Origin of the sequence: Asticcacaulis sp. AND118 (assembly GCF_020535245.1) — a bacterium.
In the GTDB taxonomy this organism is placed as follows: domain Bacteria; phylum Pseudomonadota; class Alphaproteobacteria; order Caulobacterales; family Caulobacteraceae; genus Asticcacaulis.
Window position 1 is genome coordinate 92,141 of sequence record NZ_CP084911.1, and the last position, 20,036, is coordinate 112,176.

Here is a 20,036-nt window from a genome sequence, read left to right on the forward strand (position 1 = left end):
TCGGCTACCACGATACGAACCCCACCGTCCCCGCCGCCAGGCTGCACACCCGATGAGCGGCGTCATCCGCCGCCTCCGAGGTCCGGATGTCCGCTTCCTCAATACGAACGGAAATATTCGGCAGCTTTCGCCCGCCTTTGGGCAGGAAGCGGAGGGTGGCCGTCTGCCCCGTGGGTCCTTTCAGGGCCACCATCAGGCTACGGTCATTCCGCGTCACGGAATAGGGATAGTCGGCGAACAGCCAGAACCGCAGATCGGTCCCGTAAAAGCCGCGCGCGGCGATGATGAAGGCCCCGCCGCAGCCATAGATTTCCTGTCCCACCTGCCCGGCGGCCTGGCCGTCGGCATAGAGGTCCTCCAGCGGAAAAGACAGTTTCGCATCGATATGACCGTTGCGGATATCGGTCGCCAAAGCCTCTTCGGGCAGGGCGTCGGGATAGTAGCTCCAGCTACGGTCAAAGGCGAAGCGGCGATATTCAGCCAGCAGCAGCTTCATCTTGGGCGGCAGGTCTTCGCCGGCCAGTTTCAGCACTTCGTCAAAGGCCGAAAACGATTCGAAGCACTCGTAGGCGGCCATGTAGGGTGCGTCGTGCAGACAGGTGACACCGAAAAAGTTGTTATAGGCCGCCGCGTGTTCGATCTGCGAGTCCCACAGGATGGCGTTGTGAACGAAACTGGCCAGAAAGACCTCGGCCTGCGCCAGATGGCGCTCGTCGGCATCGATGCGCCACAGCTTGATGCAGGCGGCGATGCCCCACGCCGTCAGATTGGCCTGATAGATCAGTTCAAAGCGCATGTCCCTCGCGGCGCACAGGGCGGCCTTCGCCTCGGAAAGATACGCCTCGTCGCCGGTCAACTGATGCGCCTGAAGCATGACATAGGCGTAGAGGCCCGCCACATCGGTCTGACCATATCCATCACCGCGCGTTTCCGTAATGACGGAGAAGTCACGCACATCGTACTGGATAGGCCAGATATAGTCGAAATGCCGCGCGGCTTTGACGGCATAGTCCAGCGACTTCAGGAACAGCCGTCGCGCCCGGACATCAGCGCGCAGGGCCAACCGACCCAGATTCATCAGGGGATGGTAGAGATACCAGGAATCGACCGCATTGGCGTCCTTGTCATCACCGACATTAGGCAGATAGCGGCGAATCGTACCCAGTTCTTTATCGTAGAACCGTCCCATGCCGCGCATCAGCACCTCACGAAATGGTTCGGTCTTTCCGAACAAGCCTTCATATTCGTCCAGCGCCGCCGCCACGCTCATCTGAACCATGGAGTCGGGATATTCCGAGGCCGTATAGGGATGCAGATAGAGCTGACTGTACTGACGGATCGTGGCTTCCGGCGCCGTCTTGAGGTCATGCAGTGTGGTCTCCGCGCGCTTCGTCCAGTCATGAAAGGCCGGTTCGGGACGTTCGAGATGCGGATAGACGTCCCCGATCATGTCGATGAACAGCCGCGCCTTCTCGGTCTCGTCGGCCGCGCACGCCTCGCGGAAGCCAATAAAGACATCCGAGATAACATAACGCTCACCGGCCCTGAGCGGCGCGGTCGGCGGCGAGTTCCCGTTCGGAGAGGCCGGCGGCTGATATCCCAGTTCCGGCCACTCACCCCCCACCACGCCGTCGGGCTTGGTCGAGGTCGCCTGGAAAAACGGGTTCAGCGCCGACAGGTTCTGCACATAGAGAACGCAGCCGAAGTCAGGTTCCTTGAGGCAGAAGTAACAGAGGCCGGTATTGTAACCGCGCTGCGCCGCCTCCACCTGCCCCTTTGCGCCTGTGGGATCATCATGAGTATCGAGCACGTAAAGGTCGCGCGGCCAGAAGGGCACCAGAAGATCGATCTTCGGTGTGACTTCGCTACGGACGCTCAGCAGGGTTTGGCCGGTCAGCGTTATCGTCACCGTCCAATCCGCCGCCTCAGTCTGGATAGACAGCGCCAGCCCCGACGGCGTGCGCTCTATTTTGACCGGACCATACGGTCCGTTGCCGAAAATCAGGCGCAGGGCCAATCCCCCGCGATCCGCCCGCGAAATCTTGAGCCAAGGGGTGTCCCGCCCTTTCTTGATCTCAAGCGTCAGAGCGCCAAAGCTCAAGGTAGCCGCGGCCTTCCCGGCCTCCTGCAAATCGGCTCTGACGCGCAGGGTTTCCTGCGTGATGCGCGGCGCCTTCCGTTTCATCGTCGGTCCCGACACCGTCAGGTGCGTTCGAGCAGGGGTTCGACGCGCATGACCGACACGTCCGTGCGCGCCGACCGCGTCAGCGCGAAGCCGATCGTGTCCGCCAGTTCCTCGGCATAGAGCATTTCATTTCTGGCGATGGCTTCACGCTGTTCTTCAGGGCTCTTGTCCTGCATATCGGCGCCCACCGAACCGGGCTCGATCAGGGTCACCTTGATATTGCTCTCCATCACCTCTTTGCGCAGGGTCTTGGCATAGGTTTCGATGCCGGCTTTCGTCGCGGCGTAAACGCTGCTCCCCGGCGACTGAAACTCGGCGCTTACGGAACCTATGAAGACAATATGCCCGCTGCCTGTAACCTGCATGCGATGGATGGCTTCGCGCGCACAGGCGATATAGCCGAGAAAGTTGGTTTCCGCCGCCAGACGCCACTCTTCGTCCGGCGTGTCCTGCGCGCCAGCCACCGCCAGGCCGGCATTATTGATGAGGATGTCGAGCCCGCCCAGATGCAGATCGACCGCGGCGAACACTGCCGCCACGCCTTCGCGCGTGGCCACATTGGCGGTCAGACCGTGGAGGTTCGCCGCCGGATTGATGCCGCGCGCATGGCGCAGCGAATCCTCCAGTTCGGGCTGATGGCGACCGAAGGTCACGACCCGCGCGCCCTGCTCGACCAGAAGCGCCACGGTCGCCCGGCCGATGCCGGTCGTACCGCCGGTGACAAGTACGCGTTTGCCTTGCAAAGATGTCGTCTCGATAGCCACGGTCGCCTCCATATGTGGGGCACGGTCATGCCCGTTGATTTTAGAGCGAGATGATTTAAAGTGGAAACATCATCTCGCTCTAAGTTTTTGAGTGGTCGCGCAATTTTTCCGAAAAGTGGTGCCCACTTTATCGGATTGCGCTCTAAACGAAAAAAGGACCCCGGACGGGGCCCTTTTCACGCAACAAGGGGGGGCTTACTCAGCCGGCTCGACCTGAGCGGCGGCTTCGAGCGCCTGACGATTGACCTCGGACGTGGCCAGACCGTTGAGCTTTTCATCGGTCGCCTTTTCCTCGGCCAGCGTCTCCTTCAGGAGGCGCACGGCGTCCTTGTAACCGAGCTGGTCGGCCAGAGTAATCAGGCTGCCATAGGCGGCGATTTCATAGTGCTCGACCTTCTGCGCGCCGACGATCAGCATAACGTCGCGCACCGGGCCCTTTTCGATCTCCTCGATCGTTTCGCCGCCTTCGCCGACCAGACCTTCCATGGCCAGGCATTTGACGCGCTTGAGCTTGAGCCCCTGCGCTTCGACGATCTGATCGATGCGCTCGATCTGGCCCTGAGTTTCTTCCAGATGCTGGGTGAAGCCTTCGGCCAGCTTGGGATGGGTGGCGGCGCGGGCCAGCTTCGGCAGCGCCTTGGTCAGTTGCTTTTCAGCGCTGTACACGTCGGAAAGTTCGTGGATGAAAGCGTCTTCAAGCGTCGTGATCTTGGGCATATCAGCTCCGATATCTGTGGGTTAGGGGGACGAAACAGACCCTATCGCCCAAGCTGTGCGGAATGACATACGCCGCTTGCCCTGCGGAATCAGGACCGCATCAAAGCGCCTTTTTATGCGCCCTTCACGATCGCAGAAGCTCGGCAAACACGTCCAGCAAAAGCTTCAGATTAAGCGCCACGATCAGGGCCGCCACAGTCCACGCCGCCGCGCGCGTCAGATTGGAAACGACAAAGCCTCCCATCTTGCGCCGGTCGCCGACAAAGCTGATCAGGGGAATGACGGCAAAGGGCAGTTGCATCGACAGGATGACCTGACTGAGAACCAGAAGCTGCGCCGTGCCGCGCTCACCATAGAGCAACGTCACGATCAGCACGGGCACGATGGCCAGCCCGCGCGTCAGCAACCGCCGCGCCCAGTGCGGCAGACGCCAGCGCATGAAGCCTTCCATGACGATCTGCCCCGCCAGCGTCGCGGTGACCGTTGAGTTCAGACCCGACGCCAGCAAGGCCACGGCGAACAGCGTCGAGGCGAAACCCACCCCCAGCAGCGGCGCCATCAGATGATAGGCCTGTTCGATTTCCACCACCTGGTCGTGGCCGCGACCGTGGAAAACGGCGGCCGCCAGTATCAGGATGGCGGCGTTGATGAACAGGGCCAGCATCAGGGCCAGGGTCGAATCCAGCGTCGCCCAGCGCAAGGCGTCGCGCTTGCCGGCATCGGTGCGCGCATAGGCGCGCGTCTGGACGATGGAGGAGTGGAGATAGAGATTGTGCGGCATGACCGTCGCTCCGATAATGCCCATGGCGACGAACAACATGCCTGGATGGGTGACGATCTCAGTCCGCGGGATGAATCCGCCGAGCACAGCGCCGACGGGCGGAGCCGCCAGCGCGATCTGCACCACGAAACAGAGGGCGATGATAAGCAGCAGGGCGACGACAAAGGCTTCGAGATAACGAAACCCCTTGTGCATCAGAAACAGGATCAGAACGGCATCGAGGCCGGTCAGTAGCGCGCCGACCGCCAGCGGCATACCGAACAAGAGGTTGAGCGCGATGGCCGTGCCGATGACCTCGGCCAGATCGCAGGCGATGATCGCCGCCTCGCACAACAGCCATAACCCCGTACGCACGACCGGCGGATAGGAGTCGCGACAGGCCTGAGCCAGATCGCGGCCCGTAGCAATGCCCAGCCGCGCCGCCAGGGCCTGAAGCAGGATCGCCATCAGGTTGGAGAGCAGGATGACCGACAACAGCGTATAGCCGAAACGCGATCCGCCGGTGAGATCCGTGGCCCAGTTTCCGGGATCCATATAGCCGACGCTGACCATGTAGCCGGGGCCGAGAAACGCCAGCAGTCGCCGCCACCACAGAGCGTCTGCCGGCACGCGCACCGACGCATTGACCTCTTGCAGGCTTTCGCGCGTCGCGCTGCCGGCATCGGCATATTTCCACGCATCGGGCGCGGCGTCTTCGGGCGGCGTCACGGCGGCCTCTTACGACTTTTTGCCGGTGTCGTGTTCGCCCAGTTGCTTGCCGGCCTGCGGATATCTGGCCGGGCGTTTCTTCCATTCGGGCTTCAACTCGACATGGACATTGGCGTTGTCCTTTTCGTTGCCGCCGCCCTTCGGGTCGCTCAGCCCCTTATCCGTCTGGCCCATGATCTTGCTCCTTGCTCGTTCGAGCCATTTTCGGCCGACATCCGTAAGCATGGAATAGGGATGGCGACACGCAGGATAAGGACGGCGGAAGTCAGGGATTTTCGTCGTGCGCCATGTCTACGGGTTTCGATTCCGGCGAGCCGTGCTGACGGAGCCAGATCGACAGGATGACGATGGCACCTATGGCCAGAAATTCGCTCTGCCAGTTCTGGAAAGATTCGAACCAGAAGGTCGGTCCTGCCATGAACGCCGCAAATCCCTCCGCCGGCTGGTCTTTCAGCGCGGCCTCTTCCACATGATGACGATAGCTGCCGAAAGCGTGCAACGAGAAGGAAATGAGGAAGAGCGCGAAGAAGGCCAGACTGAGCGAGTATTTATACAAGCCCAGTATCCAGCCGCCCCGGCGTACCGGCCACGGCGCGCCGGGGTGCGCAACGGGTTGTTTGTCCACATCGCTGTCGCCTTCTACGGGCTTCGATTCCGATGAGCCCTGCTGGCGCAGCCAGACGGTGGCCAGCACATAGATGCCCATCTGGAAAAATTCGCTTTCCCAGTTTTCGAAGGTCACTTCGATAAAGTCGCCGGTGGTCAGATAGCCCAGCAGGCCGATGGCCGCCGCTCCCTCCTCCGTGCGCATTTCGTTATAGACCGCCCAGCCGGTCAGGGCCTGCGCCGCCCAGAACACCAGAAAAAAGCCGAGGACAAAGACCGACAGTCCGTTTCGCCGCAGGAAGGGGTACTTCATTATCACACCTCTGTTCCGGGATTTCGATGCAGCGAGAAAGCGCCGGTGCGGCTAAAAATGCCATGCCAATCTGCCGCGCCCGGCCCGACCTAAATTAATCCTAAACCGCGCCCTTGAGCGAAAATGAATAAGTACGCGGCCTGTCCCGCTGTGCTTTCGCAGGGGTCTAAGGATTAGCGTCCGTGCGCACCGAAGGCCTCGCCTGAACCCATTTATCCAGGGACATACATATGAAAGCGCTTTGCTGGCATGGTGCGGGCGATGTCCGCATCGATACCGTGCCCGATCCGAAACTGCTCGATCCGCGCGACGCCATCATCAAGGTGACGTCCACCGCCATCTGCGGCTCCGACCTGCATCTGTACGGCGGATCATTCCGACCCTGAAATCCGGCGATATTCTCGGCCATGAATTTATGGGTATCGTCGTCGAGAAGGGCTCGCTGGTCCCCAATCTGGAAATCGGCGATCGCGTGGTTGTGCCCTTCACCATTGCCTGCGGCGAGTGCTTCTTCTGCAAGAAAGGATTTACCTCCTGCTGCGAACGCTCCAATCCCAATGCGGACATGGCGGCCAAGGCCATGGGCCATTCGCCGTCCGGCCTGTTCGGCTATACGCACATGCTGGGCGGCTTTTCCGGCGGTCAGGCGGAATATGTCCGCGTGCCCTATGCCGATGTCGGTCCGTTCAAGGTGCCTGACCATCTGAGCGACGAGCAGGTTCTGTTCCTCTCCGACATCTTTCCGACGGGTTATATGGCCGCTGAAAATGCCGACATCGAACCGGGCGACACGGTAGCGGTCTGGGGCTGCGGTCCGGTCGGACAGTTCGCCATCAAATCGGCCTGGATGTTCGGCGCGGGTCGCGTCATCGCTATCGACGAAGTGCCGGAGCGGCTGGCGCTGGCCGCTGCCGACGGCAAGACCGAAATCCTCGACTTTTCCGAAGAATCCAACGGCGTCTATGAAGCGCTCAACCGCATGACCGGCGGACGCGGGCCGGACCGGTGCATCGACGCGGTCGGCACCGAAGCCTCAGGTCATGGTTCGGTCGACGCCGTGATCGATAAGGTGAAGCAGGTGGTCAAGCTGGCCTCCGACCGACCGCATGTCGTACGCGAAACCTTCCTGTCCTGCCGTTGCTGCGGCACCATCTCCATGCCCGGCGTCTATGGCGGCTATCTCGATGGCATCCCGCTGGGTGCGTTCGTCAACAAGGGGCTGACGCTGAAGTCAGGCCAGACCCACGTGCACCGCTATCTGCCCATCCTGCTCGACAAGATCGATCGCGGCGAGATCGACCCGTCCTTCGTCATCACCCACCGGGCCAGACTGGACGACGCGCCGGCGCTCTACAAAACCTTCCGCGACAAGGCCGATGGCTGCATCAAGGTCGTTCTCAATCCGTAAAATCAGTGGAATTTCCGGGGGCAGGCGCGTTTACCCGCCGACCCTGGTCCCCGGGGCTTCGTCCGGCCTACTCTTCCCACTGTTTTCTTACATTTTTCCTCTTAGGCAAGGGTTTAACCCTTTAGCCTGTCGGAATGTTCGTGCTCATGGCCAGAAATGAGACCGCAGACGAGACGCTGGCTTTGAAAGCCCGTCTTGGCGCCATCGTCGAGTCGTCTGACGAAGCCATTATAGGAAAGACGCTCGAAGGCATTATCACCTCGTGGAACCAGTCTGCCGAGGCTATTTTCGGATATACGGCCAGTGAAGCCATCGGCCGGAACATCACCTTGATCATTCCGACGGAGAGGCTTGCCGAAGAAGAACTGATCCTCAGCAAGATACGAGCCGGTGAACGGGTGGATCACTTCGAAACGGTGCGCCGGCGCAAAGACGGCAGCTTCATTGACCTGTCCGTAACGGTTTCACCGATCTGCGATGAGACCGGGCGGATTACGGGAGCCTCCAAGGTGGCGCGAGACATTACAGCGGTGAAGCAGGCGGACCGCGTCAGCGCCTATCTGGCCGCTATCGTCGATAATTCGGACGATGCCGTCGTCAGCAAGGACCTCAACAGCATCATCACCTCGTGGAATCGCGGCGCGGAGAGGATTTTCGGCTTCACCGCCCAGGAAGCGGTCGGACAACCCGTTACCCTGATCATTCCGACTGAACTCAGACCGCAAGAAGACGTCATTATCGCCAAGGTCCGCCGCGGCGAACGGGTCGATCATTTCGTCACCGAGCGCATGCACAAATCGGGGCGCATCGTCAACGTATCGATCAGCGTTTCTCCTATCCGTGACAGCCAGGGCGTCATCATCGGCGCTTCGAAAATCGCCCGTGACGTGACGAACGAGACGCGCGCGATCAAACACCGCAATGCGCTTTCCAAACTCACCGACGAAATCCGCGATCTGGAAGACCCGGACGAGATTGCCCACACCGCCGCACGGCTGCTGGGTGAAACTCTGGGGGTCAGCCGGGCCGGCTACGGTATTATCGACACGATCGACGAAACCATAACCATCGAGCGCGACTGGAACGCGCCGGGCATCAAAAGTCTGGCGGGGGTTCTGCATTTTCGGGACTACGGCTCCTATATCGAGGACCTTCGCAAAGGGGACACGGTTGTGTTTGCCGATGCGGAAATCGATCCCCGCACCCGCGAAAACGCCGCCGCCCTCAAGGCGATCAGCGCCCAGTCGGTGGTCAACATGCCGGTGACCGAGCGCGGGCAGTTCGTGGCGTTGCTCTACCTTAATCATGCCGAAGCGCGCCCCTGGCCTGAGGACGAAATCGGCTTCATCAAAGAGGTGGCGGAGCGCACACGGACCGCCACCGAGCGCGCCCGCGTCACCACCGAGTTACGTCACCGCGAGGCGGAACTGCGCGAACTGAACGAACAACTGGAGCGCCGCATCGCTCAGGCGTTGGCCGAAAAAAAGCTGCTGGCCGACATTCTTCAGTCGACCGACGCCTTCGTGCAGGTCGTAGACCTGAACTTCAACTGGCTGGCCATCAATGCGGCCAGTGCGGCTGAGTTTACACGGATCTTCGGTGTGCGTCCGCAGGTGGGCGACAATATGCTGGAGGCCCTGCGTCATCTGCCGCAAGAGCAAAACGCCGTGCGCGAACTGTGGAGCCGCGCCCTCAAAGGGGAGGCCTTCACGCAGGTCGCCGATTTCGGAAGGCCCGACCTCGACCGGCGTTATTACGAAATGAAGTTCAACCCCCTGCGTGACGAGACCGGCGAACTGATCGGCGCCTATCAGTTTGTCTTCGACGTGACGGAAAGAGTGCACGATCAGCACAGACTGCAGGAGGCCGAGGAACAGTTGCGTCAGGCGCAAAAAATGGAAGCTGTGGGACAACTGACCGGCGGCGTGGCCCACGATTTCAACAACATGCTTGCGGTTGTTTCCGGCTCCCTCGAACTTCTCGACCGGCGCACCGGAGAGGACAACCCCAGAGCCAAACAGTTGATCTCCGCCGCGATCGAAGCTTCGCGCCGCGCGGCGACCCTCACTCAACGCCTGCTGGCCTTTTCCCGTCAACAGCCGCTGCGTCCTGAGGTGCTTGATCTGATAAAGGTGGTTTCGGGCATGTCCGAGCTGTTCCGCCACTCCCTGGGCGGCGACATCCAGTTGGAAACGGTGTTCGCCGGCGGGCTCTGGCGCGTCCATGCCGATCAGAACCAGTTGGAAAACGTACTGCTGAACCTCGCCGTCAATGCGCGCGACGCCATGCCGGAAGGCGGACGCCTGACCATTGAAACGCAGAACGTCGACCTCGACCGGCGATACGCCGCCCGAGAACTGGGCGTGGCCCCCGGACAGTATGTGATGATCGCCGTAAGCGATACCGGGGCCGGCATGCCCCCCGACATCATGGCCAAGGCCTTCGATCCCTTCTTCACCACCAAGGAGGTCGGTAAGGGAACCGGCCTTGGCCTCAGTCAGGTTTATGGTTTTATCAAACAATCTGGCGGTCATATCCGGCTCTATTCCGAACCCCGTCAGGGAACCACTGTCAAAATCTATCTGCCTCGCTTTACCGGTGCCGTGGAAGAGCCGCTGTCCGAGCAGATGAGCGACGACCTCCCCAAGGCCGATCAGGCTCAAGTCATTCTGGTCGTCGACGACGAAGACCTTGTCCGGCAGTTTTCCGTAGGCGCTCTGACGGACCTGGGGTATCGCGTGCTGGAGGCCGGCAGCGCGCAGGCGGCGCTTACCATACTTATCGAGCGGCCCGACATCGATCTCATGCTGACCGATATCGTCATGCCGGAAATGAACGGGCGGAAGCTGGCCGACATGGCCAAGGAACGCAGGCCCGATCTGCCGGTTATCTACACCACGGGCTATACGCGCAATGCGGTCATCCATAACGGCGTTCTCGACGCCGATGTTGAACTCATCGGCAAACCCTTCACCCTCGAAGAACTCGCCAGCCGGGTTCGCGAAGTGCTTGAAAAGTCGGAACGATCTTAGCCGGCGCAGCCATCGCTACGCCGTCTCGCCGAGCAAGCCTTCCAGCACGGGCAATTGATCGGCCTCCTGCGCCGGCTTGTCCCAGCGGATGCGGTTGATGCGCGGAAAGCGCAGGGCGTAGCCGGACTTGTGCCGTTTGGAACGGTTGACCGCATCGAAGGCGACCTCGAACACCAGTTCCTTCTTCACCTCACGCACCGGTCCGAAGCTGTTGAGCGTGTTGTGACGCACCCAGTTGTCCAGTTCCTTCAGTTCGGCGTCGGTAAACCCGAAATAGGCCTTGCCGATGGGCAGGAGCTGGTTGCCCGACCACAGACCGAAGGTGAAGTCGGAATAGAAGCTCGAACGCTTTCCGGACCCGCGCTGGGCGTACATCAGCACCGCATCGACCAGTTTGGGATTGATCTTCCACTTGTACCACGGTCCGGTCGGGCGTCCGGCGACATAGGCGCTGTCGCGGCGCTTGAGCATCAGGCCCTCGATGACCGAGGCGTTGTCGACACTGGCCCGCAAGGCCTCCAGTTCGGCGAAATCGCCATAGACCAGTGGCGGCGACAGGCGGATGCCTTCGGGGCGGTGGCGTTCGAGAGCGGCCTGCAACACAGCGCGACGCGCTTCGTAGGGTTGCGTGCGCACGTCCTCGCCTTCGAGAAACAGCACATCGTAGGCGACGATGGCCGCCGGATAGTCGGCCATGTGCTTCGCCGAAGGCGCCTTGCGGCCCAGCCGTTGCTGCAGGTCGTTGAAGCTGCCGGTCTCTTCACCGCGTTGAATCAAGAGTTCACCATCGAGCACGGCATGAAAGTTCAGGTGCGCCAGAACATCGGGGAACGATCCCGAAATATCGTCGCCCGTGCGGGTGAACAGGGCGCGGCCGATGCCCGAATGGACGACCTGCACGCGGATGCCGTCGTATTTCCATTCCGCCGCATAGGTTTCCGGCACGATCAATCCGTGATCTTTCGCCTCCAGAGGATGGGCCAGCATGACCGGGGTAAAGGTCAGCCGTTCGGTCACAACCGGCTCCGGGCTGCGGCCTTCCAGCCAGGCAAACAGCGGCTCGTAGGGTGGGTCGATGCCGTGCCAGAGACTTTCGATGCGCTCGACGGGCTGATCGCCGAATTTGGCCAAAACCTGCTTGAGCAGCCGCGCCGACACGCCGATGCGCAAGGCGCCCGATCCGATCTTCAGCAGCGCCCAGCGTTCCGGCGACGTCATGCGGTCGAGCAACCCGGCCACATAGTCGGGCAGTTGCGCCTTCGGCGTATGGCGCAGAGCCTCAACCAACTCGTGCAGCGGCGGAAGGTCGCTGTGTTCCGCTTCGGACGCCGGCCACAGATGGGCGACGGTTTCCGACAACTCCCCCACATAATCGTGGCTCAGCGCCAGAAGCGTCGGATCGACGCGGGCGCGGATCAGTTCCAGCACCATCGAGCGCCGGAAGTTGGGCAAGGACAGGTCGCCGGCAATGATCGCCACAGCATAACCCCGGTCCGGGTCGGGCGTCTCTTTCAGATAGTCGAGCAGCAGCCGCGTCTTGCCGAGCGTCGAATGCTCGTAATAGAGGCGCTCAAGCAGACGGGAAAAGGCTTTCATTCCGCGTCGTCCTCATAGCCGATCAGACGCAGCGCCCGCGCCTTGAGCCCCATCTGCGTCGCCTGATGCACCAGCGCATCGTCGCGGCCGTGCGTCACCCAGACCTCCGGCGCGCCGACATCGGTGAGTGTCTGGATCAGTTCGTCCCAGTCGGCATGGTCGGAAATCACCAGCGGCAATTCGACACCCTTCTGCTTGGCGCGCGCCCGGATACGCATCCAGCCGGAGGCCGCCGCCGTCAGCGCCTCAGGCAACCGGCGCGACCAGCGGTCCTTCAGCGCCGAAGGCGGACACAGGACGATCCTGCCCGCCAGCGTCTTCGCGTTTTCGGGAGTGACCGGCTCCAGCCGCCCCAGATCGACGCCCAGAGATTGATACAGCTCGCACAGACGCACCATGGCGCCGTGCAGATAGATCGTCTCTGCATATCCGGCTGCGCGCAGGGCGCAGATGACGCGCTGGCATTTGCCGAGCGCATAGGCCCCGACCAGATGGCACCGATCGGGAAACTGCCGCACCGAAGCCAGCAACCGGTCGATCTCACCGGCCAGCGGCGGATGACGAAACACCGGCAGGGCGAAGGTGGCTTCGGTCACAAAGACATCGCACGGCACCGGCTCGAACGGCGCGCAGGTCGGATCGGCGCGGCGTTTATAATCCCCTGAAAAGACGATGGTCGCACCGTCATATTCCAGCCGCGCCTGCGCCGACCCCAGGATGTGCCCTGCCGGATGCAGGCTGACGCGCACGCCGTTGATCTCCACGGCCTGACCGTATTCCAAAGCGTGCTCGGCCTCGCTGAAATGGTCTTCGCCGTAGCGGCTGCGCATGATGGCCAGGGTCTCCGGCGTGGCGAAGACGTGACGATGGCCGGCGCGCGCATGGTCGGCATGGCCGTGGGTGACGATGGCGATGTCCACCGGCTGCATAGGGTCGATAAAAAAGTCGCCGGGACGGCACCACACGCCTTGCGCCCGCACCTCTATCCAGTCACGCGGGTGGGTCACTGATCACCTCGGCGATCCTGAACGTAACAGCCGCAATAACTGCCTTTTTATGAACGTTCACGTTACAAGCGTCCCATGACGATACCCGATGCCTTCCAGTCGTGGTTTACCTCGCAAGGCTGGACCCTGTTGCCGCACCAGCGGGAGATGACGGCGCGGTTTGACGCCGGACGATCCACGCTGCTGACCGCGCCCACGGGCACCGGAAAAACGCTAGCAGGCTTTTTGGGGTCCCTGATCCATATTACGCAGACGCGGCCAAATGGTTTGCATACGCTCTACATTTCGCCGCTGAAGGCGTTAAATTACGATATTGAACGCAATGTCACGGCCATGATCGACGCGCTGGACCTGCCCGTGCGCGTCGAAAGCCGCACCGGCGACACCTCGCAATACCGACGACAGCGCCAGCGCGCCAAGCCGCCGCATATCCTTTTGACCACGCCGGAATCGCTGATGCTGCTGCTGTCCTATCCGGAAGCCGCGCAGATGTTCGGCAACCTTCAGGCGGTGATCATCGACGAAATCCATCAGGTGGCGGCATCGCGTCGCGGCGACCTGATCGCCCTGGCTCTGGCGCAACTCGAAGCCTTCAGTCCCGGTTATCGCCGTATCGGCCTGTCGGCCACGGTAGCGGAGCCCGACCGCTTCTGCGACTGGCTGGGCAGGGATGGAAAACCGGTCGCGCATCTGGACAGCGCGACCCTGGGCCTGGGCGGCACGGCCCCGGAAGTATCGATCCTGCCCACGAAAAAGCCCCCGCCCTATAATGGTTTTATGGCGCAGTACGCCGTGCCGGAAATCCTGGGTGAGATCGAAAAGGCGCGCACGGCTATTGTCTTCGTCAATACCCGCGCGCAGGCCGAACTGCTGTTTCAATTCCTGTGGGAGGCCAATGACGAGGCCCTGCCCATCGCCATCTACCATGCCTCGCTGACCCGCGAGATGCGGCTGAAAACCATCGCCATGATGACGCAGGGCAAGCTGCGGGCGCTGGTCGCCACCTCGGCCATCGAATTGGGCATCGACTGGGGCGACGTCGATCTGGTGATACAGGTCGGTGCGCCCAAGGGCGTCAGCCGTCTGTTGCAACGCATCGGGCGCTCAAACCACCGCGTCGATGTGCCGTCGAAGGCCTTTCTCTGCCCGGCCAATCGCTTCGAGGTGCTGGAGTGCGAAGCGGCCATCGCCGCCATCCGCGCGCGCAAACTCGACGGCGATATGCCCCTGCCCGGCGCGCAGGACGTGCTGGCGCAGTTCATACTGAACGCCGCGTGCAGCGCGCCGGTCATGCCGGAAACGCTTTATGCCATCGTGCGCACGTCGTGGTCTTACCGCGACCTGACCTATGCGTCGTTCGAGACCCTGTTTCGTTTCGTCGTCGATGGCGGTTACGTGCTGCGCAATTATGACCGCTGGCACCGCCTGACGGAGACCGAACGGGGCTGGATACCGGCCACGCCGCAGATTGCGCGCCGGCACCGCCAGAATATCGGCGTCATTATCGAGGCTGGAAAGCTCAAGGTGCGCCGCCTGCACGGCCGCGGCGGCAAGTATCTGGGTGAGATCGAAGAACAGTTCGGCCAGTCGATGCGCCCCGGCGACACCTTCTTTTTCGGCGGCGAGGTGCTGGCCTTCGAGCGCATCCACGACATGACGCTGGACGCCCGCCCCAGCGCCGCAAAGGAGCCGATGCTGCCCACCTATTCCGGCGGGCAGATGCCGCTGTCGACCTTTTTGGCCGACGGGGTGCGCGGCCTGCTGCAAACCGATGAAGCGCTGAACGCCCTGCCCGGCCCGGTGCGCTACTGGCTGACGCTGCAAACCCGCTTTTCGCGCCTGCCCGATCGTCAGGAACTGCTGATCGAGAGCTTTCCGCGCGGCAAGCTGTACACGCTGGTCCTCTACACCTTCGAGGGCCGCCGCGCCAATCAGGCCTTGGGTATGCTCCTGTCGCGGCGCATGGAGCGCTATGAGCTGCATCCGCTCAGTTTCACCGTCACCGATTACGGACTGGCCATCAACAGCCTCGAACAGGTCACCGACGGCATGACTTACGATCTGTTTTCCGCCGACATTCTGGCCGACGAACTGGAGGAATGGCTGGCGGATTCGCCGATGCTGAAGCGCTCTTTCCGCCGCGTGGCGACCATTGCGGGCCTTGTCGAGCAGAACCATAATGCGGCGCGCAAGACGCTGAAACAGGTGACCTTTTCGACCGACCTGATCTACGACGTCTTGCGCAGGTATGAACCCGATCATGTCCTGCTCAAGCTGGCGCGCGCCGATGCCGAACGCGAACTCCTCGACCTCGACCGCCTGACCGACCTGATCCTGACCTTCCGCAACCGCATCGCCTTTACCGACCTGCCGCGCCCCTCGCCGCTGTCGCTGCCGGTGATCCTCGATGTGCGCACCGAACGCCTGCCGGGCGGCGGGATCGAAGCCCTGTTGCAGCAGGAAAGCGCCGAAGCCGCCGCCCAGCGCCTGATCACGGAGGTGGAGGATGGCCTCGACGACTGAGGTGGATTTCGGCGGCCGCCGCATGGTCCTCGACGCCGATCTGGCCCTGTGGTGGCCGGCGCAGCGACTGCTGGCCGTCTCCGACCTGCATTTCGAAAAATCGACCTTTCTGGCGCAGTTCGGTTCACCCATCGCGCCCTACGACACGCTTGACACGCTGACGCGGCTGGAGGGCCTGATTGCCCGCTATCGGCCGCACAGCCTGGTCCTGCTGGGCGACAGCTTCCACGACAAAGGCGCGTGGCACAGGCTGGAAGCCACTACGCGCATCCAACTCCTCGACCTGTGCACCTCGGTCGACTCGTGCCTGTGGATCGAGGGCAATCACGATGTCGGCCTGATCCGTGACGACAGCCTGACCTTCGTGGACGATCACGTGGTGGACGGCATCGCCTTCCGCCACGAGCCCGTCGAGTCAGACCTGCCGCAGATCGTCGGCCATTTTCATCCGAAACTGACCACGCGCGTGCGGGGTCACAGGGTCAGCGGCAAGTGCTTTGCCGTGAACGGTTCTCTCCTCATCCTGCCGGCTTTCGGCAGTTTCACCGGCGGACTGGATATCCACCATCAGGTCCTGACGGATATTGCCGGAGAGGATGCCTTCGGTCGATATCTGGTCATCGGGCGCACCATTCTGCGCCTCCGATGACCTCTTTTCGCCCGGACTCCAGAATAGCCTCTTAATTCTTGCTTTTCATGTATCCGTGCATCTTCATCCACGAAACGAAAGCGTCAAACCACCCTGTGCTCGTGGTCTCTTTCGGATACATGCCGAAGCCATGCCCGCCCTGTTCGTAATAATGGAATTCGACCGGGCGTTTGGCTTTTTGCCAGCTTTGTATGAGGCCAAATTCTCCGTGCGCGAACAGCGGATCATCCGCCGCGAGCGCCACGAACAAGGGCGGGGCGTCGGCAGGCACGGTGACCGGCGACAGCGGACCGTAGATGTCGCCGATAAACGCGGGCTTGGCATCTTCACCGGCCAGCGTCGTCGCCATGGTCAGCATGGCCCCGGCCGAGAAACCGACCATGCCGATACGATCGGCATCGATATGCCACTCTTTCGCGCGTGACCGGACGAGCGCGAACGCGGCACGGGCGTCAGCGATTTGCGGCGACAGCCCCGCAATGGCCTGTTCCGGCGTCTGCCGCGGCGGACGGGCGGCGCCGGAAAACATCTCGCGCATCGACGCCTCGAAGGCCGCCATGTCTTCGGGCGTTTGATTGAGGCGGTATTTCAGCACGAAGGCGGCCACACCCTTGTCGGCCAGAGCGCGGGCGACATCCCAGCCTTCATTCTGCATGGACAAGGTGCGGAATCCGCCGCCCGGCGCCACAATTACAGCCGCACCCGTCGCCTTCCCGGGTGCAGGAAGGAAGGGTGTGAGCGTAGCGACCGTCACGTTGCGGGCGAACACGCTGCCGTACTGGCTATGCCACGACTCGGACGCCTTTGCCCCCGGTAGCGGACCTGTATTGAGCACGATGGCATCGGGTTGAGACGGGATGGCGATCGGCGTCATCTGGTCGTTTTGGGCGAACACCGGCGTCGCAGCGCTCGCAAATAGCAAAAGCCCCGCAGCCAGACATCCGGTAAGGCCGCGCGCCGCTTTACTGAAAGGGATTATCGCGTTCACAACAGTCATGGTTTTCTCCTCCGGTGGGATGTGTTCCGCTCTTTGGCGGCGCTTTGAAGGGGGGTTAAGGTTCATGCCTATGCAGGGAACTGACGGAGATCGAGGTTGAGACGCCCGCAGCCTTGGTCAGCCCTTTTCGGGCGTCGGGCTGTCCCCCGCCGATCCACAGCTTCACCGTTCCCGGTTGAACCATACGGACGCCGTTAGAGTCCACGGTGCTGAGCGTCCGGCTGTCCAGCGTGAAGGTCACGGTTTGCGTTTCACCGGCTTTCAGGTGGATGCGTTGAAAACGCGCCAGCGCCCGCACCGGCGCGGCGACGCCGGGATGACTGACATAGAGCTGAACCACTTCATCTCCATCCCGCTTTCCTGCGTTGGTGACGTCCACCGACACGGTCACTTCGCCATCGCCCCTTATGCGCTTTGCCGACAGTTTCGCCGGAGCGTAGGTAAAGCGCGTGTAGGACAGGCCGTAACCGAACGGATACAGAGCCTCGCCTTTGAAATATCGATAGGTGCGCCCCTTCATGCCGTAGTCGCTGAACGCCGGTAACTGGTCGGCGGAACGATAGAAGGTTACCGGCAAACGTCCCGCTGGGCTGAAGTCGCCCGCGATCAGCCGCGCCACGGCGGCTCCACCCTGCCCGCCGGGATACCAGGCCTCGACAATCGCCGGCACGTGCTTGTCCGCCCAGTTGACGCTCAAGGCGCTGCCGTTGACAAGCACCAGCACCACGGGTTTCCCGACGGCCGTCACCTGTTCCAGCAGCTTTTGCTGCACGGGGGGCAGGTCGAGGCTGGTGCGGTCGCCACCCGAAAAGCCGGGGGTCTGCACCCGCATTTCCTCGCCCTCCACCCGTTGCGACAGGCCCGCTACGAAGACCACCAGATCGGAGTCCCGGGCGGCATCCATGGCGTCTCGCGCCCCCCGATCGGATGGCAGACTCCAAAGGAGTGTCTCATCACCCTTGTTCTGCCGCTGGAAGGCCTCGACGCGCAGCGCATAGCGGTGACCCGCCTGGAGCTGGATGGCGCCCGTGGCGATCGATGGACGCCAGTCGACATCCCAGGCGTCAATGACCAGCTTGCCATCGATCCAGATGCGATATCCGCCGTCAGCATCGTAGCGGAAGCGATACTCGCCGCTTTCCGGCGCGGTAAGATATCCGTCAAACCGCACCGCGCCGCTGCGTTGCTCACCTGACCAGATTTGACGGGCATTAGGTTCAAAAGCCGTGCGGATCGGAGGACCGGTCATGTCCGGCTCCGGATAGAGGCTGATCGCGACGCCTGTCTGCAGGCAGTTCTGATCACGGCAAAGGGCGTCGTCCGGCACCGGCGCCATGACCGGATCGATCAGGCCGGAACCCTGCGCGTAGCGTATCCGGGCCTGGGGATAGCGGGCGCGCAGGCCGTCGAGAATGGTGACCGGATGCGACGGTTCACCGTTATAATTGCCGACCAGGGCATCCACGGTGTTGGCGTTGGGGCCAATAACCGCAATGGATTTGGGCTCGCCTTTGAGAGGCAGAATATCGCCCTCGTTCTTCAGCAGCACTATCGCTGACTCCGCCACGCGCTGCGAAAAATCGCGATGGGCCGGCGTGTCGTAATTGGCGGCGGTAATGGCCGGAAAAACCTTCGCCGGCGGATCGAATTGCCCCAGCCTGAAGCGCGCGGTGAACAATCGGACAAGCGCCTGATCCAATGTGCTTTCCGCCAGCAGGCCCTTGCGCACCGCGGCGGTCAGGTGGTCCGCTTCGTTGGCATTACCGCAGATCAGATCCGTACCCGCCAGATAGGCGGCGGTGACGCCTTCCTCCGGCGTGGCCCGATAGTGGTGCGAGGTCTTGTAGTAGATATCGCCCACCGCGTCGCAGTCGGAGACGACAAAGCCTGTGAACCCCCAATCCTTGCGCAGGTGCCTGACCAGCAGATTGTCGTTGGCGCAGGCGGGCTGGCCGTTGATGGCGTTGTAAGCGCACATAATCGACACCGCCTTGCCTTCGGTAATGGCGGCGCGGAAAGCCGGCAGATAGGTGTCTTCAAGATCGTAAAGGGACGGGTTTATATTGTCGCGGTGACGGCTCGCTTCCGGCCCGCTGTGAACCGCATAATGCTTGGGCGTCGCGACCGTCCGGTAATAGACCGGATCCGTCCCCTGCAACCCCTTGATGAAGGCGACGCCCATGCGGGCGGTGAGATAGGGATCTTCGCCGAAGGTCTCCTGCCCCCGTCCCCATCGAGGGTCGCGGAAAATATTGATATTGGGGGACCAGACGGTCAGTCCCCTGAACCAGTCCGAGCCGCCGAAGCGATGACGGCTTTCGACGTACTTGGCCCGGAATTCGATGCTGATCGTGTCCGCAACCTGATGAATGAGCGGCTCGTCCCAGGTGGCCGCAAGCCCCACGGCCTGAGGAAACACGGTGGCGTAGCCGGCCGCCGCCACCCCGTGCAGGCCTTCGTTCCACCAGTTGTATTCGCGCACGCCCAGCCGGGGAATGGCCGGTGCGTCATTAATGAGTTGCGACGTCTTTTCTTCGAGCGTCATCCGGGCGACCAGATCGGCGGCCCGACTTTCCGCCGGCCGGCTCATGTCCTGATAGGGCTGAACCTCCAGAGGATTTTGTGCCTGCGCGCCTGGAGCGGCGCCCATCGAAATGCAAAGCGCGATCGTCAGCGACCGCAAGGCGGCATAGCGGAGCACGCGGCTCGATTGTCTCATCATCATTCCCTTTTTCACTTGCCGCTTGCGC

The 20,036-nt window shown here is 62.0% G+C and carries 15 protein-coding genes; 5 read left to right on the forward strand and 10 right to left on the reverse strand.

The window, feature by feature from the left end:
* Positions 1-4: 4 nt before the first annotated feature.
* The 6 genes from LH365_RS13960 to LH365_RS13985 all read right to left on the reverse strand — a co-directional run bounded on the left by LH365_RS13960 (position 5) and on the right by LH365_RS13985 (position 6,074).
* Positions 5-2,185: a hypothetical protein gene (locus LH365_RS13960; protein ID WP_226745970.1), complete on the reverse strand. Its 2,181-nt coding sequence runs from the start codon at positions 2,183-2,185 to the stop codon at positions 5-7.
* Between the two features lie 17 nt (positions 2,186-2,202).
* On the reverse strand, positions 2,203-2,949 hold the full coding sequence (locus LH365_RS13965; protein ID WP_226745971.1) for an SDR family oxidoreductase: 747 nt from the start codon (positions 2,947-2,949) through the stop codon (positions 2,203-2,205).
* 195 nt (positions 2,950-3,144) lie between these two features.
* Complete coding sequence (locus LH365_RS13970; RefSeq protein WP_226745972.1) at positions 3,145-3,666, reverse strand: ferritin-like domain-containing protein; 522 nt, start codon at positions 3,664-3,666, stop codon at positions 3,145-3,147.
* 124 nt (positions 3,667-3,790) lie between these two features.
* A complete protein-coding gene (locus tag LH365_RS13975; RefSeq protein WP_226745973.1) occupies positions 3,791-5,155 on the reverse strand; it encodes an Nramp family divalent metal transporter in 1,365 nt (454 codons plus the stop codon).
* Positions 5,156-5,164: 9 nt separating this feature from the next.
* On the reverse strand, positions 5,165-5,329 hold the full coding sequence (locus LH365_RS13980) for a hypothetical protein (protein ID WP_226745974.1): 165 nt from the start codon (positions 5,327-5,329) through the stop codon (positions 5,165-5,167).
* 91 nt (positions 5,330-5,420) lie between these two features.
* Complete coding sequence (locus LH365_RS13985; protein WP_226745975.1) at positions 5,421-6,074, reverse strand: DUF6766 family protein; 654 nt, start codon at positions 6,072-6,074, stop codon at positions 5,421-5,423.
* Between the two features lie 230 nt (positions 6,075-6,304).
* On the opposite strand from LH365_RS13985, the gene LH365_RS13990 reads away from it, so the two are divergent.
* The 3 genes from LH365_RS13990 to LH365_RS14000 all read left to right on the forward strand — a co-directional run bounded on the left by LH365_RS13990 (position 6,305) and on the right by LH365_RS14000 (position 10,514).
* A complete protein-coding gene (locus LH365_RS13990; protein WP_226745976.1) occupies positions 6,305-6,460 on the forward strand; it encodes an alcohol dehydrogenase catalytic domain-containing protein in 156 nt (51 codons plus the stop codon).
* Positions 6,461-6,489: 29 nt separating this feature from the next.
* Positions 6,490-7,482 carry a zinc-dependent alcohol dehydrogenase gene (locus tag LH365_RS13995; RefSeq protein WP_255606760.1) on the forward strand — a complete coding sequence of 331 codons (993 nt, stop codon included), beginning with the start codon at positions 6,490-6,492 and terminating at the stop codon, positions 7,480-7,482.
* A gap of 146 nt (positions 7,483-7,628) precedes the next feature.
* Entirely contained in the window at positions 7,629-10,514 is a 2,886-nt protein-coding gene (locus LH365_RS14000) for a PAS domain S-box protein (protein WP_226745977.1), read from the forward strand.
* 15 nt (positions 10,515-10,529) lie between these two features.
* Here LH365_RS14000 and LH365_RS14005 read toward each other — a convergent pair whose 3' ends face one another.
* Together LH365_RS14005 and LH365_RS14010 are read right to left on the reverse strand one after the other, a co-directional pair.
* Positions 10,530-12,110, reverse strand: coding sequence for a cisplatin damage response ATP-dependent DNA ligase (locus LH365_RS14005; RefSeq protein WP_226745978.1), 1,581 nt, complete (start codon positions 12,108-12,110; stop codon positions 10,530-10,532).
* Positions 12,107-13,117, reverse strand: coding sequence for a ligase-associated DNA damage response exonuclease (locus tag LH365_RS14010; protein ID WP_226745979.1), 1,011 nt, complete (start codon positions 13,115-13,117; stop codon positions 12,107-12,109). Before LH365_RS14010 ends, LH365_RS14005 begins: the two co-directional genes overlap by 4 nt.
* A 75-nt stretch (positions 13,118-13,192) precedes the next feature.
* On the opposite strand from LH365_RS14010, the gene LH365_RS14015 reads away from it, so the two are divergent.
* Both LH365_RS14015 and pdeM read left to right on the forward strand, forming a co-directional pair.
* Positions 13,193-15,640, forward strand: a complete 2,448-nt coding sequence (locus tag LH365_RS14015; protein WP_226745980.1) for a ligase-associated DNA damage response DEXH box helicase — start codon at positions 13,193-13,195, stop codon at positions 15,638-15,640.
* The gene (gene pdeM, locus LH365_RS14020) at positions 15,624-16,289 is read left to right on the forward strand and encodes a ligase-associated DNA damage response endonuclease PdeM (protein WP_226745981.1); all 666 of its coding nucleotides are present in this window, start codon (positions 15,624-15,626) and stop codon (positions 16,287-16,289) included. Before LH365_RS14015 ends, pdeM begins: the two co-directional genes overlap by 17 nt.
* Before the next feature lie 31 nt (positions 16,290-16,320).
* On the opposite strand, the gene LH365_RS14025 is transcribed toward pdeM, so the two are convergent.
* Both LH365_RS14025 and LH365_RS14030 read right to left on the reverse strand, forming a co-directional pair.
* The gene (locus tag LH365_RS14025) at positions 16,321-17,286 is read right to left on the reverse strand and encodes an alpha/beta hydrolase (protein WP_226745982.1); all 966 of its coding nucleotides are present in this window, start codon (positions 17,284-17,286) and stop codon (positions 16,321-16,323) included.
* A gap of 55 nt (positions 17,287-17,341) precedes the next feature.
* Positions 17,342-20,005, reverse strand: coding sequence for a glycoside hydrolase family 3 protein (locus LH365_RS14030; RefSeq protein WP_226745983.1), 2,664 nt, complete (start codon positions 20,003-20,005; stop codon positions 17,342-17,344).
* Positions 20,006-20,036: the final 31 nt, after the last annotated feature.